The sequence below is a fragment of the Aureimonas pseudogalii genome, assembly GCF_014196835.1.
In the GTDB taxonomy this organism is placed as follows: Bacteria; Pseudomonadota; Alphaproteobacteria; order Rhizobiales; family Rhizobiaceae; genus Aureimonas; species Aureimonas pseudogalii.
Window position 1 is genome coordinate 165,643 of the sequence record NZ_JACIEK010000004.1, and the last position, 14,990, is coordinate 180,632.

11 protein-coding genes and 1 tRNA gene are annotated in these 14,990 nt (G+C 65.9%); 10 read left to right on the forward strand and 2 right to left on the reverse strand.

Annotated features, from left to right (window positions below; all coding sequences use genetic code 11):
• Positions 1-3 precede the first annotated feature (3 nt).
• Complete coding sequence (locus GGR04_RS10500; protein WP_183199826.1) at positions 4-852, forward strand: phytoene/squalene synthase family protein; 849 nt, start codon at positions 4-6, stop codon at positions 850-852.
• Positions 853-941: 89 nt separating this feature from the next.
• Positions 942-2,705 carry a DUF4153 domain-containing protein gene (locus tag GGR04_RS10505; protein WP_183199827.1) on the forward strand — a complete coding sequence of 588 codons (1,764 nt, stop codon included), beginning with the start codon at positions 942-944 and terminating at the stop codon, positions 2,703-2,705.
• Here GGR04_RS10505 and trmFO read toward each other — a convergent pair.
• Together trmFO and GGR04_RS10515 are read right to left on the reverse strand one after the other, a co-directional pair.
• Entirely contained in the window at positions 2,689-4,101 is a 1,413-nt protein-coding gene (trmFO, locus tag GGR04_RS10510) for a methylenetetrahydrofolate--tRNA-(uracil(54)-C(5))-methyltransferase (FADH(2)-oxidizing) TrmFO (protein WP_183199828.1), read from the reverse strand. The two genes, GGR04_RS10505 and trmFO, sit on opposite strands and share 17 nt — an antisense overlap.
• 173 nt (positions 4,102-4,274) lie before the next feature.
• Complete coding sequence (locus GGR04_RS10515; protein WP_183199829.1) at positions 4,275-4,418, reverse strand: DUF1127 domain-containing protein; 144 nt, start codon at positions 4,416-4,418, stop codon at positions 4,275-4,277.
• Positions 4,419-4,717: 299 nt separating this feature from the next.
• Here GGR04_RS10515 and GGR04_RS10520 point away from each other — a divergent pair.
• The 8 genes from GGR04_RS10520 to GGR04_RS10555 all read left to right on the forward strand — a co-directional run bounded on the left by GGR04_RS10520 (position 4,718) and on the right by GGR04_RS10555 (position 14,953).
• Positions 4,718-4,802 (forward strand) — tRNA-Leu (locus tag GGR04_RS10520).
• 74 nt (positions 4,803-4,876) lie between these two features.
• Entirely contained in the window at positions 4,877-6,232 is a 1,356-nt protein-coding gene (tig, locus tag GGR04_RS10525; protein ID WP_183199830.1) for a trigger factor, read from the forward strand.
• Between the two features lie 199 nt (positions 6,233-6,431).
• Positions 6,432-8,846, forward strand: coding sequence for a mechanosensitive ion channel domain-containing protein (locus GGR04_RS10530; RefSeq protein ID WP_183199831.1), 2,415 nt, complete (start codon positions 6,432-6,434; stop codon positions 8,844-8,846).
• Between the two features lie 126 nt (positions 8,847-8,972).
• A complete protein-coding gene (locus tag GGR04_RS10535; protein ID WP_183199832.1) occupies positions 8,973-9,605 on the forward strand; it encodes an ATP-dependent Clp protease proteolytic subunit in 633 nt (210 codons plus the stop codon).
• 237 nt (positions 9,606-9,842) lie between these two features.
• Positions 9,843-11,111, forward strand: coding sequence for an ATP-dependent Clp protease ATP-binding subunit ClpX (gene clpX / locus GGR04_RS10540; RefSeq protein ID WP_183199833.1), 1,269 nt, complete (start codon positions 9,843-9,845; stop codon positions 11,109-11,111).
• 253 nt (positions 11,112-11,364) lie between these two features.
• On the forward strand, positions 11,365-13,788 hold the full coding sequence (lon, locus tag GGR04_RS10545; RefSeq protein ID WP_183199834.1) for an endopeptidase La: 2,424 nt from the start codon (positions 11,365-11,367) through the stop codon (positions 13,786-13,788).
• 165 nt (positions 13,789-13,953) lie between these two features.
• Entirely contained in the window at positions 13,954-14,232 is a 279-nt protein-coding gene (hbs, locus tag GGR04_RS10550) for a non-specific DNA-binding protein Hbs (protein ID WP_183199835.1), read from the forward strand.
• A 130-nt stretch (positions 14,233-14,362) separates the two neighbouring features.
• A complete protein-coding gene (locus GGR04_RS10555) occupies positions 14,363-14,953 on the forward strand; it encodes a pyridoxamine 5'-phosphate oxidase family protein (RefSeq protein WP_183199836.1) in 591 nt (196 codons plus the stop codon).
• Positions 14,954-14,990 lie beyond the last annotated feature (37 nt).

A 14,990-nucleotide genomic window follows, 5' to 3' on the forward strand; every position in this document is an offset into this window, starting at 1 on the left:
GCGATGGCCGAACCCGGCGCCGCGCGGCTCGATGCGGCCTATGCCGAATGCGAGCGCATCGTTCGCGACGGCGATCCCGACCGGGCGGTGTCGGTGGGCTTCGCGCCCGCGGATCTGCAGCGACACCTCAACGCGCTCTATGCCTTCAACGTCGAGACCGCTCGCATCCGCGACCTCGTCTCGCAGCCGTTGCCGGGCGAGATCCGGCTGCAATGGTGGCGGGACAGGATCGAGGCGGGGGTGGCCAGTGACGCCCGCGAAGGCGACGGCTCGCCCGTGGCCGAAGCGCTGCTCGATACGATCCGCCGCTTCGATCTGCCCGCCGCCGCCTTCGAGGGCTGGCTGGAGGCGCGGATCTTCGATCTCTACGACGATCCCATGCCGTCGCGCGCGGATTTCGAAGCCTATGCCGGTGAGACCGCCTCGGCGCTGATCGTGCTGGCGGCGATGGTGCTGGATCGCGCCGCCGCGTCCGGGATCACCGAGCGCGCCGGACATGCCGGCGTCGCGCAGGCGGCGACAGGTGCTCTTCGATCCGCTGCGCTGCACCGCTCCCGCAACCAGGTCTTCCTGCCGACCGATCTACTCGCCGCCACCGGTCTCGACGCCGGGGCCTGGCTGCGCGGAGGACCGGAGACCGCACCGGCGGAGGCGGCCATGCGTGCCTTTGCGGCGGAGCATCTCGCCCGTGCCGAAGCGGAGTGGCACCTCGTGCCCCGTGCGTTGCGTCCCGCGCTTCTGCCAGCGCGCCTGACGCGCCGCTATCTCACGGCGCTGGAGGCCGGGAAGGGGGCGTCGACCCTTTCGCCCTTGATCCGGCTCTGGGCGTATTGGCGCTGGATGCGGGGCTGAGGGTTCGCCCGCAGTCGCATTCGTGGGTGTTCAAGAATTGGGGCAGCGATCGCGGCCGCGTGAGGGTATCGGGCGGGAAGGAGATCGGCATGGGCTTTCGAGCGCGGATCGAACGAGGGGCGGGGGCACTGCGTCGCGGCTTGCTGCAAGCGACTTCCCGCTTTCCCGTCACCGCGCTCCTCGTACTGGCGTTCGGCATCGTCTCCACCCTGACGCTTCATGGCCGGTTTGCCGACGAGATGGACCCGGTCCGTCTTCTCGCCGTGCTCGCAGGTGCCGCTGCCGTGTCGCTGGCGGTCAGCCTCGCCTTCGAAGGCCGACTGCGGACGCGCCTCGCTCCCGTGGCCATGGAAGTTCTTGCTGCCGCCGCGGTCGGCGCGGCGATCTGGTTCGGGCGACCGTTCGCCATTCACGCACCAGCCCTCGTTATCTCGGCGCTCTGTGCCGTGCCGCTGGCCGCGACGCTCGGGCGCGGCAGTCCCCTGCGGTTCTGGAGCTTCACGCTCTGGGCCTGCGTCGGCGTCGCGCTCGCGTTCCTCTCGGTGCTGCTCTTCGTGTTCGGGCTTTACCTCCTTCTCGAAATGATCCGCTACCTGTTCCGGACAGATCTTTTCGCGGACGCAGACGGCTACATCCTCACCGTCGGCGTCACGTTGGTGGGTCCGCTCTTCGCGCTCGGACGCCTGCCGGCCACGGGCGAGGACGCGCCGAGCTTCGACGTGGACGACCGGCTGGTGCGCACGGTGCGACCACTGTTCGACTGGGTGCTGGCGCCGCTGGTGCTGGCGACGGCGCTCGTGCTGCACGTCTATGTAGGCCGGATCGCGCTGACCGGCGAAGTCCCGCGCGGCCAGATCGGCTGGATCGTCGCCAGCTTCTCGATGCTCGTGCTGCTCCTTCGGATCGCCGCCGATCCGTTCCGCGACGGCCCGAGCTCGCCGCTGCGATGGACCTTTCGCGGGTGGCCGTTTCTCCTCGCTCTGCCGCTGGCGCTTCTCGCCTATGCGCTGACGCAGAGGATCAGCGCGGAAGGTTTCACGGCGGAGCGCTACTACCTCGCGCTCTGGAGCCTTGCGGTGTTCTGCATCCTGCTGGCGCAACTCGCCAAACGCCTGCGCGGCGACATCCGCGTCGTGGCGGCGGTACCTGTCGTGTTGCTGGCGCTTTCCACCGTCGGCCCCTGGGGCGTCGCGGACACGGTAGGCCGCAGCCAGTCGGCGCGAATCGAGACGGCGTTTGGCGAGGTGCTCGCTCGAAAGCCTGCCGATCGTGTGCCGATGGCACCTAACGCCGCGCAAGTCCTACGCTCGCGTCTTGTCGCGCTCGACGAGGTGGCCGAACTCTGGCGCGTGCGATCGCTGCTTTCGGCAGAGGAGGCCAGCGATCCGCTCTGGGCAGACCGCGACGCCGGCCTTGATGAGGTCGTGGCGCTTCTCGAGATTCGCGAGGGCCCGGACCCGAACGTGATGACGCAGATCTTCGAGGGCTGGTCGGACGATGCGCTCGACACCAGCGGGTTCGACCGAGCTTATCTCTCGCGTCCCGTCAACCGGAGTTACGAGCCCGACCCGCGCGGCCTGTCGCTCTGGTTCGATGGCGCTCGCCTCGTGATCGATCTGCACGGTACCCGCGATCCGCTCGATCTCGGCCCCTTCGTCTCGGGGCTGCCGCCCGTGGGCGGCGAACGGCCAGCCGCCGCGTCGGATTTCGACGGCGTCACCGTGGGCGGGCGGACGGTCCGCGTGCGTGTGGAGCGGCTCTGGAAGGACGGCCGGAACCGGCTCGACGCCGGCGCCGTCACTCTGCTTCTGCGATCGGCGGAATGGCCGGCCGCCGCTACTCTGCCGCGATAGCGCGGGGGGCCTCGAGGCCGAGCCAGGCGCCAAAATCGGCCAGCGCCCGTGCCGCCATCGCCTGTTTCTTGGCGGTCGTCTTCTCCTTGCCCCGCAGGCGCTTGCCTTCCATCTTCGGAGCCTCGATCGGCGGAAAGAGGCCGAAATTGACGTTCATCGGCTGAAAGGAGCGCTTGCCCGGCTCGTCGTCGGCCGTGAGGTGGCCGCCCGTGATGTGGCCGAGCAGAGCCCCCATCGCGGTGGTGGGCGGCAACGGGGCCAGCGTCTCGCCGCGCGCTTCGGCTGCGGCGAAGCGCCCGGCAAGAAGGCCGATCGAGGCCGATTCGACATAGCCCTCGCAGCCGGTGATCTGCCCGGCGAAGCGCAGTTGCGGCCGGGAACGCAGCCGCAACGTGTCGTCGAGCAGCGTCGGCGAGTTCAAGTAGGTGTTGCGGTGCAGTCCGCCGAGCCGCGCGAACTCGGCCGTCTCGAGCCCAGGAATGGTGCGGAAGAGGCGGACCTGCTCGGCGTATTTCAGCTTCGTCTGGAAGCCGACCATGTTGTAGAGCGTGCCCAGCGCGTTGTCCTGGCGCAGCTGGACGACGGCATAGGCCTTGATGTCGGGCTGGTGCGAGTTGGTCAGGCCCATCGGCTTCATCGGGCCGTGGCGCAGGGTTTCCGGTCCGCGCTCGGCCATGACTTCGATCGGCAGGCAGCCGTCGAAATAGGGCGTGCCCTCCCACTCGTGGAACTCGGTCTTGCTCCCGGCCACGAGCCCCGCCACGAAGGCCTCGTACTGCGCCTTGTCCAGCGGACAGTTGACGTAGTCCTTGCCGGTGCCCCCCGGCCCGACCTTGTCGTAGCGCGACTGGAACCAGGCCTTGCCGAGATCGATCGTCTCGAAATGGACGATCGGCGCGATGGCGTCGAAGAAAGCGAGGGCGTCGGCGCCGGTCTCCGCGCGGATGGCCTCGGCCAGAGCCGGCGCGGTCAGTGGGCCGGTGGCGATGATCGTCTGGCCCCATTCGCGCGGCGGCAGGCCCACGATCTCCTCGCGGCGCAACTCGATCAGCGGATGGGCTTCGATCCGGGCGGTGACGGCCGCGGCGAATCCGTTGCGGTCGACGGCCAGCGCACCGCCGGCGGGCACCTGATGGGCGTCGGCGCAGCGCATGATGAGCGAGCCCGCCAGCCGCATTTCCGCATGGATCACGCCCACCGCGTTGGCGGTGGCGTCGTCGGAGCGGAAGGAGTTGGAGCAGACGAGTTCGGCGAGCGAATCCGTGTGGTGGGCGTCGGTCGGGCGCACGCCGCGCATCTCGTGCAGCACCACGGGAAGACCGGCTTCGGCGATCTGCCAGGCGGCTTCCGATCCGGCGAGGCCGCCGCCGACGATATGGATGGGGGACTGGGTCATCCGCGGTTTCTAACACCGCGCCGGGGCGGGATAAAGCCGATCCCGGAAACGACAACACCCGCCGGGGGAGGACCGGCGGGTGTCGTGTGGTCGCCTGCGGTGGGAGGAACCGCCGGCGCTGATCCGCTCGGGTCCGTTGGGAGGAGGATGGGCCCTCGCGAAATTCTAGGGTGTCAGCGCGTCGCCTGGCGGGCGATCGTCGTGATGTCGGTGCGCGAGATGCCGAGGTCGGCGAGCTCGCGGTGCGACAGGCGGTTCAACTCGTTGCGGGTCTCGCGAAACCGGCGCCAGTTGTTGTAGGAGCGAACGATGTTCATGGGAGGATCCGATCGTCTCGAAGGTCTAGGAGGAAACGGCCGGTGTTTCTCCGTCGTTCCGATGTTTGAGATCTAATCGGTTCGCAGGACTGCCACTAGACCGGATGTTGCATGGCAGCCTTGCGACTTGTGCAATGCAACATGAAGAATTCCTTACCCTCCGAGCTCGGCGTCCCGTTCTCCGTCCCGTCACACGACGGTGGCCGCAGTCCGATGCACAGCGCATTAAATCTTTGACGGCGTTGGCGCGGGTGATATAGAGGCGCGCGCCGGCTGACGGGCTAGTCGACGGGCTGCGAGCGGGTGTGGCGGAATTGGTAGACGCACTAGATTTAGGTTCTAGCGCCTAAAAGCGTGGGGGTTCGAGTCCCTCCACCCGCACCAGGAACCGTCCTAAAACGAGATTGACAGCGACGACGGGCACTCCGCCCGCCGTCGCAGACCATAAAGGGTTGACGATGCAGGTTAAGGAAACCAAGGCCGAGGGCCTCCAGCGCGAGATCGAGGTCGTCGTGCCGGCTTCGGATCTTGAGGCACGGCTGCAGACCCGCCTGTTCGAGGTGAAGGATCAGGTCAAGCTGAAGGGTTTCCGGCCTGGCAAGATCCCGATGGCGCACATGCGCAAGACCTATGGTCGCTCGATCATGGCCGAGATCGTCAACCAGATCGTCAACGAGACGCCCCGCTCGGTGATCGCGGAGCGCAACGAGCGCTCGGCCATGCAGCCCGAGATCCAGATGACCGAGGACGAGGCGGAGGCCGAGAAGGTCCTGCGCGGCGAGAGCGACTTCCGCTTCACCGTCTCCTACGAGACGCTGCCGACCTTCGAATTGAAGGGCACGGACGCGATCAAGATCGAGCGTCCCGTGGTCGAGATCGCCGACGAGGAGGTCGAGGATCAGGTCAAGCGCATCGCCGAGAACGCGCGTACCTTCGAGCCCAAGGACGGCGCGGCCGAGACCGGCGACCGGGTGACGATGGACTTCGTCGGCAAGATCGACGGCGAGGCGTTCCAGGGCGGCTCGTCCGAAGATTCCAACCTCGTGATCGGCTCGGGCCAGTTCATTCCCGGCTTCGAGGACCAGCTCGTCGGCGTGAAGGCCGGCGAGGAGAAGAAGGTCGAGGTCTCCTTCCCCGAGGATTACGGCGCGGCGCATCTGGCCGGCAAGCAGGCCGTGTTCGACGTGACGGTGAAGGCGGTCGCCAAGCCGGACGCGCTCGAGCTGAACGACGAGATGGCCAAGAAGATGGGCCTCGAGTCCATTGATCGCCTGCGCGAGATCGTGCGCGGCCAGATCGAGAGCCAGTTCGGGCAGGCGACGCGCCAGAAGGTGAAGCGCCAGCTCCTCGACCAGCTCGACGGCGACTACGATTTCGCGCTGCCGCAGAAGCTCGTCGAGGCCGAGTACAACAACATCTGGACGCAGGTCACCCGCGAGCTGCAGCAGAGCGGCAAGTCCTTCGAGGACGAGGACACGACCGAGGAGAAGGCGCAGGCCGAGTACCGCAAGCTCGCCGAGCGCCGCGTGCGCCTCGGGCTCGTGCTCTCCGAGATCGGTGAGAAGGCCGGCGTCATTGTCACCGACGACGAGCTGCAGAAGGCCGTGATCGAGCAGGTCCGCCAGTATCCCGGCCAGGAGCAGCAGGTCTACGACTACTTCCGCAACACGCCGGAAGCCGTGCAGAGCCTGCGCGCCCCGATCTATGAGGAGAAGGTCGTCGACCACCTTCTCGCCACCGTCGACGTCACCGACAAGACGGTGACGAAGGAAGAATTGATGAAGGAAGACGAGGACGAGATCGCCGCCGCCTGAGCGGCTCCGACCTCCGAGACGAGAAAGGGCCGGTCCTCGACCGGCCCTTTTTGCGTTCGAGGCGGGGAAAACGGCCGACATCACAGGATCGCCCCAACCAGCGGCTAGGACGCCCTGGCCCGGCCCCCGCGCCGCCGACCTCGCCCCACCGCCTTCCGGTGCGTCCCATTCCAGACCTTCGTTGACGGACCCGTCCTTCATGCTCCGACACGCCGGCGTTCGCACGATCTTCCTCCTGGTCGCGGCGATCTTCTTCGCGCTTCCCGCCGCTCGGGCCCAGATCCCCGGCCTTCCCTCGCTGACCGGCACGTCCGCGTCTTCGCCGGCGAAGACGGAGACGCAGACCACCGCGGAAGGGGCCTCGCTCGACGATCTCATTCGCATTCTCGAAACCGAGGCGACGCGCAACCGGTTGATCGAGTCCCTCAAGGCCGCGGCCTACCAGCCAGGCGCCCAAGCGACCGCCGCCGCGCAGACGGCGGCACCGGGCGTCGACGATCTCGTGGAGTCCGTTCCCGAGCATCTCGCGGCCTACACGCGCTCCGGCGTCGAGGTTCTGCAGATGACGGCGCAGGAAGCTCTGGACCTCGCGCGCCAGGGCCTGAACTTTCTCTCCGGCGCGCGGGCCATCGATCTGCCGCGCGTGTGGCAGGCGGTGCAGCCGGTGACGATCGTCGCGCTCGCCGTCTTCGTGGCCTTGGCCGCGCTGGGCTTCCTCGACCGGCGGATCGGGCGTTGGCTGAACGCCCGCGCCAACCCCCGCGCGCCGCTGAAGCGCCTCCTTCTCGTCTGCCTCGCGACGCTTGCCGACGTCGCCAGCATCATCGTCTCGACAGGGGCCGGACACCTCACGGCGCTCGCGGTCTATGGCGGGCCGCCCAATCTCAATCAGGCGCTCTTCCTCAACGCCTTCGTGCTGACGGAGCTGGTGAAGATCGGCCTGTCGGCCTTCGCAATGCCCCACGACCCCGCGCTGCGCATGACGCCCTTCAGCGACGGGCAGGCGCGTTACTGGTATCGCCGGCTGGCGCTGGTCATCACGCTGCTCGGCTACACGTTCCTGTTCGTGGCGCCGGTGGTGCAGACGAACTCCTCGATCGCGGCGGGCAACGCCGTGCGGTTCATCACCGTGGCCATCGCCTTCGCGGCGATGGAAGGACTGATCCTCGCGAACCGAGTGCGCGTCGGGCGCCGCCTGCAGAAGTCCTACCGCGGGGGCTCGCGCACCATCCAGGCGCGCTTCTACCTGTTCCTCGGGACGATCTGGTGGGTTCTCGCGGGCGCCTTCGTCTTCGCGCTCTTCGCACTCTGGCTGAGCAGTCCGCGTAACGGCTTTCAGTTCATGCTCACGGCGTCGTTCAAGTCCGTCGCGGCGATGGCGATCGGCGGGCTCGTCGCCTCGGTCTTGAAGAAGGTCGTCACGCGAGGCGTGCGGGTTTCGTCGGGTACGAAGGACCGCTTCCCGCTGATCGAGCGCCGGCTCAACTCGTTCATTCCGAAGGTGCTCTTCGTGATCCGCACGCTCGTCGTGCTGATCGTTGTCGGCGTCATTCTCGACGCGTGGGGCCTGCTCGAGTTCGACGGCTGGCTGCAGACGGAGGTCGGCCAGCGCTTCACGCGCTCGCTGGTCGGCGCGCTGTTCATCCTCGTCGTGGCGTTCGGCATCTACCTCACGGTGTCGTCTTGGGTGGAGTACCGGCTCAACCCGAACTACGGCTCGGTGCCGACGGCGCGCGAGCGCACGCTCCTCTCTCTCTTCCGCAACGCCTTCACCATCGCGCTCGGCGTCATCGTGCTCATGCTCGTTCTCTCGCAGCTCGGCATCGACATCGCGCCGCTTCTGGCCGGTGCCGGCGTCGTCGGCCTCGCCGTCGGCTTCGGCGCGCAGAAGCTGGTGCAGGACATCATCACCGGCGCCTTCATCCAGATCGAGAACGCGCTGAACGAGGGCGACGTGGTGCAGCTCGGCGCCGTGTCCGGCGTGGTGGAGAAACTCACCATCCGCTCGGTGAGCCTCAGGGCGCTCGACGGCACCTACTATCTCATCCCGTTCTCTTCGGTGGATCAGGTCGCCAACATGACGAAGGACTTCTCCAACTTCGTCGCCGACGTGGCAGTGGCCTATCGAGAGGACGTGGAGGAGGTGAAGGCGGCCATGCAGGAGGCCTTCGACGAGGTGAGGGCGAGCGAGCAGGGGATCAACATCATCGCCGACTTCGAGATGCTCGGCGTCGAGCTTCTCGGCGACTATGCCGTGACGGTGCGGGCCCGCATCCGCACGCTGCCGGGCAAGCAATGGCCGATCGGCCGCCTCTACAAGCAGTCGATCAAGTCGATCCTCGACCGGCGCGGCATCGAGATCCCATTCCCGCAGACCACCGTCTGGTTCGGCGAGGGCAAGAACCACAACGCGCCGCCGCTGCATCTGGCCGGACTCGTCTCCGCCAACGCAGCCATACAGGGCGGGTCGGACGGTTCGCCCGCAGCAGCCAAGCCGCCGTTGCGCACGCCAGAGCGCAACCCCGACGGAACGCTGATCCCGCCTGCGGGCCGCGACCAGTTGCGGCATGACGGCGAAGGCGATGCCGACGAGGACGGAGAAGGGCGCTCGTAACCGTGCCGCAGGAGCGCGCCTTGCGCTGGTGCCGCCGCAAGCCCTATCTACGGTGCTCAGACAGACCGCCCCGATTCGGCACGTCGGGTTTCCATTCGACCTTCCACCCTTCCGCAGGATACACCGATGAAACACCCTCTCGAGACCGCGATGAATCTCGTGCCGATGGTCGTTGAGCAGACCAATCGCGGCGAGCGCGCCTACGACATCTTCTCGCGCCTTCTCAAGGAGCGCGTGATCTTCATCACGGGGCCGATCGAGGACGGCATGTCGACCCTCGTTTGCGCGCAGCTCCTCTTCCTCGAGGCCGAGAACCCGAAGAAGGAAATCTCGCTCTACATCAATTCGCCGGGCGGCGTGGTGACGTCGGGCATGGCGATCTACGACACGATGCAGTTCATCAAGCCGGCGGTATCGACGCTCTGCATGGGGCAGGCCGCGTCGATGGGCTCGCTGCTGCTCTGCGCCGGCCACAAGGACATGCGCTTCGCGACGCCCAACGCGCGCATCATGGTGCACCAGCCGTCCGGCGGCTTCTCCGGCCAGGCCTCGGACATCGAGCGCCACGCGCAGGACATCATCAAGCTGAAGCGCCGTCTCAACGAGGTCTATGTCGAGCACACTGGCCAGGACTACGAGACCATTGAACGCACGCTCGATCGTGACCACTTCATGACGTCGGACGAGGCCAAGGATTTCGGCCTCATCGACAAGGTCTATTCGTCGCGAGACGCACTCGAAGCGGTCGTCGCCAGCTGAGGCGAACTCCATCTTATCGCCACGAGCGGCCCGTATTCGAAGGGATCGCTCGTGGTGTTAAGCGTCGATCAAGGATGATTCGACTAGGTTGGTGGGTGCCGATCCCTGGTGATTCCCGGATTTGCGCAGTCGGATCCGGCGGTTGCTTTGTGCGCGTTGCAGCATAGGATCATGAAAGGGTCTCGCGACCTATCTCCGGACCTCTGAAGTCCGAGGTGCGGAACGGAAGGAAGAACGATGAGCAAAGTGAGCGGCGGCGATTCCAAGAACACGCTCTACTGCTCTTTCTGCGGGAAGAGCCAACACGAAGTCCGCAAGCTGATCGCCGGCCCGACGGTCTTCATCTGCGACGAGTGCGTCGAACTCTGCATGGACATCATTCGCGAGGAAAACAAATCCTCGATGGTGAAGTCGCGCGAGGGCGTGCCCACCCCGCAGGAGATCATCGCGGTTCTCGACGATTACGTCATCGGTCAGTCCTTCGCCAAGAAGGTCCTGTCGGTCGCGGTCCACAACCACTACAAGCGGCTCGCGCACGCGTCGAAGAACAACGATGTCGAGCTAGCGAAGTCGAACATCCTGCTGATGGGCCCGACGGGGTGCGGCAAGACGCTGCTCGCGCAAACGCTGGCCCGCATCCTCGACGTGCCGTTCACCATGTCGGACGCCACGACGCTGACCGAGGCCGGCTATGTCGGCGAGGACGTCGAGAACATCATCCTCAAGCTGCTCCAGTCGGCCGACTACAATGTCGAGCGGGCGCAGCGCGGCATCGTCTACATCGACGAGATCGACAAGATCAGCCGCAAGTCGGACAACCCCTCGATCACCCGCGACGTGTCGGGAGAGGGCGTGCAGCAGGCGCTTCTGAAGATCATGGAAGGCACGGTCGCGTCCGTTCCGCCGCAGGGCGGGCGCAAGCATCCCCAGCAGGAGTTCCTGCAGGTCGACACCGCCAACATCCTGTTCATCTGCGGCGGCGCCTTCGCCGGCCTCGACAAGATCATCTCGGATCGTGGCCGCAAGACCTCGATCGGCTTCGCGGCGACTGTCGAAAGCCCTGAAGATCGCCGCACCGGCGAGCTCTTCCGCAAGGTCGAGCCCGAGGATCTTCTGAAGTTCGGCCTGATCCCCGAGTTCGTGGGTCGTCTACCCGTCCTCGCGACGCTTGAGGACCTCGACGAGCCGGCCCTGGTGCAGATTCTGGTCGAGCCGAAGAACGCGCTGGTGAAGCAGTATCAGCGGCTGTTCGAGATGGAGAATGTCGAGCTGTCCTTCCACGAGGATGCGTTGAAGGCAATCGCCCGCAAGGCGATCGACCGGAAGACGGGTGCCCGCGGCCTGCGTTCGATCATGGAATCGATGCTGCTCGATACGATGTTCGATCTGCCGACGCTGGAAGGCGTTCAGGAGGTCGTGATCTCGGAAGAGGTGATCGACGGCAACGCACGCCCGCTCTACATTTATGCCGAGCGCAAGGACGAGAAGGAAACCGCCAGTGCCTGACGCACGTGCCGGCAACCGGACATGATCTGACGAAAGCCCGCTCCGGACCACCGGGGCGGGCTTTCGTCTTTCGATTGGGTGGGTTTTCCGCTCGGGTCCTTGCGACGGGATCGACGGTTCGGCCAGTTTCGAACGGCTTGAACCACGGGGTGCGAGAAACCACATTGCAGTAGCGAAGAAGGTCTTCGCGGCGGTGCCTTCGGGGCCGCCGCGCAAGGGCCTCCGGCGGCCCGAGGCCGCAGAAAGGACTCCCATGTCGAACCCGACACATTCCGGCGGCTCCGATGCCCGTCCGACCCTCTATCCCGTGCTGCCGCTACGCGACATCGTGGTCTTCCCACACATGATCGTGCCGCTGTTCGTCGGGCGCGAGAAGTCGATCAAGGCGCTCGAGGAGGTCATGGGCGCCGACAAGCAGATTCTGCTGGCGACGCAGAAGAACGCCAGCGACGAGGATCCGGCGCCGGACGCGATCTACGATCTCGGGACGCTTGCCAACGTCCTGCAGCTGCTGAAGCTTCCGGACGGCACCGTGAAGGTGCTGGTCGAGGGCGTCTCCCGTGCCCGCATCTCGCAGTTCACGGATCGCACCGAGTGGCACGAGGCGTCGGCTTCGGCGGTCGATGATGCCGAGGACGATCCCGTCGAGGTCGAGGCCCTGGCGCGGTCGGTGATTTCCGAGTTCGAGAACTACGTCAAGCTCAACAAGAAGATCTCGCCGGAAGTCGTTGGCGCTGCTGGGCAGATCGACGACTATTCCAAGCTCGCCGACACGGTGGCGTCGCATCTCGCGATCAAGATCACCGAGAAGCAGGAGATGCTCGGCATCGTCAGCGTTCGCGAGCGTCTCGAGCGCGCGCTCGGCTTCATGGAAGCCGAGATCTCGGTGCTGCAGGTGGAGAAGCGCATCCGCTCGCGCGTCAAGCGCCAGATGGAGAAGACGCAGCGGGAGTACTACCTCAACGAGCAGATGAAGGCGATCCAGAAGGAACTCGGCGACGGCGAGGAAGGCCGCGACGAGGTGGCCGAGATCGAGGACCGGATCAAGAAGACCAAGCTTTCCAAGGAGGCCAAGGAGAAGGTCGCCGGCGAGCTGAAGAAGCTTAAGCAGATGAGCCCGATGTCGGCCGAGGCCACCGTCGTGCGCAACTATCTGGATTGGCTGCTCGGCCTGCCCTGGGGCAAGCCGTCGAAGATCAAGATCGACCTGAAGCGGGCCGAGGCGATCCTCGACGAGGAGCACTACGGCCTCGATAAGGTGAAGGAGCGCATCGTCGAGTATCTCGCGGTGCAGAGCCGACAGTCCAAGTTGAAGGGCCCGATCCTCTGCCTCGTTGGACCTCCTGGCGTCGGCAAGACCTCGCTCGCCAAGTCGATCGCTCGGGCCACGGGTCGCGAATACGTTCGCATGGCGCTGGGCGGCGTGCGCGACGAGGCGGAGATCCGGGGTCACCGGCGGACCTATATCGGCTCGATGCCCGGCAAGGTCATCCAGTCTCTGAAGAAGGCGAAGCGGTCGAACCCGCTTTTCCTCCTCGACGAGATCGACAAGATGGGCCAGGATTTCCGCGGCGATCCGTCGTCGGCGCTGCTGGAGGTGCTCGATCCCGAGCAGAACGCGACGTTCATGGATCACTATCTCGAGGTCGAATACGATCTGTCCTCGACGATGTTCGTGACCACCGCCAACACGTTGAACATCCCCGGTCCGCTCATGGACCGGATGGAGATCATCCGGATCGCGGGTTATACCGAGGACGAGAAGATCGAGATCGCCAAGCGGCACCTGCTGCCGAAGACGATCCGCGACCATGCGCTGCGGCCCGAGGAGTTCTCGGTGTCCGAGGATGCTTTGCGAGAGATCGCTCGGCGCTACACCCGTGAAGCCGGCGTTCGCTCCTACGAGCGCGAGCTTATGAAGCTCGGGCGCAAGGCCGTGACGCAGATCCTCAAGGGCGAGGTGACGTCGGTCGCGGTGACGGCGGCGAACCTCGCCGACTATCTCGGCGTGTTCCGGTATCGCTACGGCGAGGCCGAGGCGGACGATCAGGTCGGTGTGGTCACGGGGCTCGCCTGGACCGAGGTCGGCGGCGAGTTGCTGACGATCGAAGGCGTCATGATGCCTGGCAAGGGCAAGATGACGGTGACAGGCAACCTGAAGGACGTGATGAAGGAGTCCATCTCCGCCGCCGCGTCCTACGTGCGCAGCCGCGCCATCGAATACGGCATCAAGCCGCCGCTGTTCGACAAGCGCGACATCCACGTTCACGTTCCCGAGGGGGCGACCCCGAAGGACGGACCGTCTGCCGGTGTGGCGATGGCGACGGCGATCATCTCGGTGATGACCGGCATTCCCGTGCGGCGCGACATCGCCATGACCGGCGAGATCACGCTGCGGGGCAGGGTGCTGCCCATCGGCGGCTTGAAGGAGAAGCTGCTGGCCGCGTTGCGCGGCGGAATGACCAAGGTTCTGATCCCGGAGGAGAACGCCAAGGATCTTGTCGAGATTCCCGATAACGTCAAGAATGCCCTCGAAATCGTGCCGGTGTCGCGGATGGCGGAAGTCCTCGTCCACGCCCTCATTCGGCAGCCCGAGCCGATCCACTGGACCGAATCGGACGACGTGGTTCCCGCCCGCGAGACCGCCGACGATCAGTCCGCGACGATCGCTCACTGATCGTCGAACGCTTTGAAAGGTCGAAATGCCGTCCCTTGGGGCGGCATTTTTCACGAGTAAGGCTTGTTTTCTCGACGTTTCGGCCATCTCCTGCTTGAACCGAGCCGATGATTTGATCATCGTGGCGACCCGAACGGGCATGAGCCCGAAGTCTGGAGAGAACGAATGAACAAGAACGAGCTGGTGTCGGCCGTGGCCGACAAGTCGAAGCTGTCCCGCCAGGACGCCACCACCGCCGTCGACGCGATCTTCGACGTTCTGCAGGAGACGATGGCGAACGGCGACGACGTTCGGCTCGTGGGCTTCGGGACGTTCTCGGTGTCGCATCGCGCCGCCTCGAAGGGCCGCAATCCGTCCACCGGCGCCGAGGTCGACATTCCCGCCCGCAACGTTCCGAAGTTCGCGCCAGGCAAGGGCCTGAAGGACGCCGTGAACACGAAGTAGCCTTCGGTTCTGAGCCACTGCGAGCGGGCGGGCCGATAGGGGCCCGGCCGCTTTTTGTTGCCGCCAGGCCGATGGGCGTCGGCAGACAAAAGCTTTCTAAACTTCCCGCCTGCGGGATCTCGGGATCGCCATGGACGACGCTCGTCTTTCCGTCTGGCTCGACACGATCTGGCAGGATCTTCACGAGGCCGCAGCCCGGCGCCGCGGCGATCTTCCGAACGCGACGATCGCGTCCGTGAACGAAGACGGTGCGCCTTCCCTCCGGGTCGTGGTCCTGCGTGCGGTCGATCGTGCGGCGGCAGAACTGAGCTTTCACACGGACGTTCGATCCGAGAAGGTCCTGCAGCTTCTCGCACGTCCCGCCAGCGAAGTGTTGTTCTGGCGCCCGGCGGACGGCTTGCAGCTTCGGTTCTTCGGGCAGGCTGACCTTTTCCTGCCGGGCACGCTGAAGGCCACAGCGGCCTACGAGGCGATTCCCGAGAAAGGGCGTCGCAAGTACCGGACCGCACCGGCGCCGGGAACGCCTCTGCCGGCGCCCGACGCGTTGGACTTCGCGGAAGCGGCGCCGGGCGCGGCGGATCCCGGTCTGGCCCGCTTCACCCTCATCACCTTTCGCGTTTCACGGATCGATGCCTTGCGGCTCGACGGCTCCGATCAGACACGCGCGTTTTTCCATCTCGATGGCGACCGGTTACGATCCGCCACGTGGATCGCTCCCTGACGCGTATTTCGAAGGGGTCGGCCGCGTCGACGAAGGG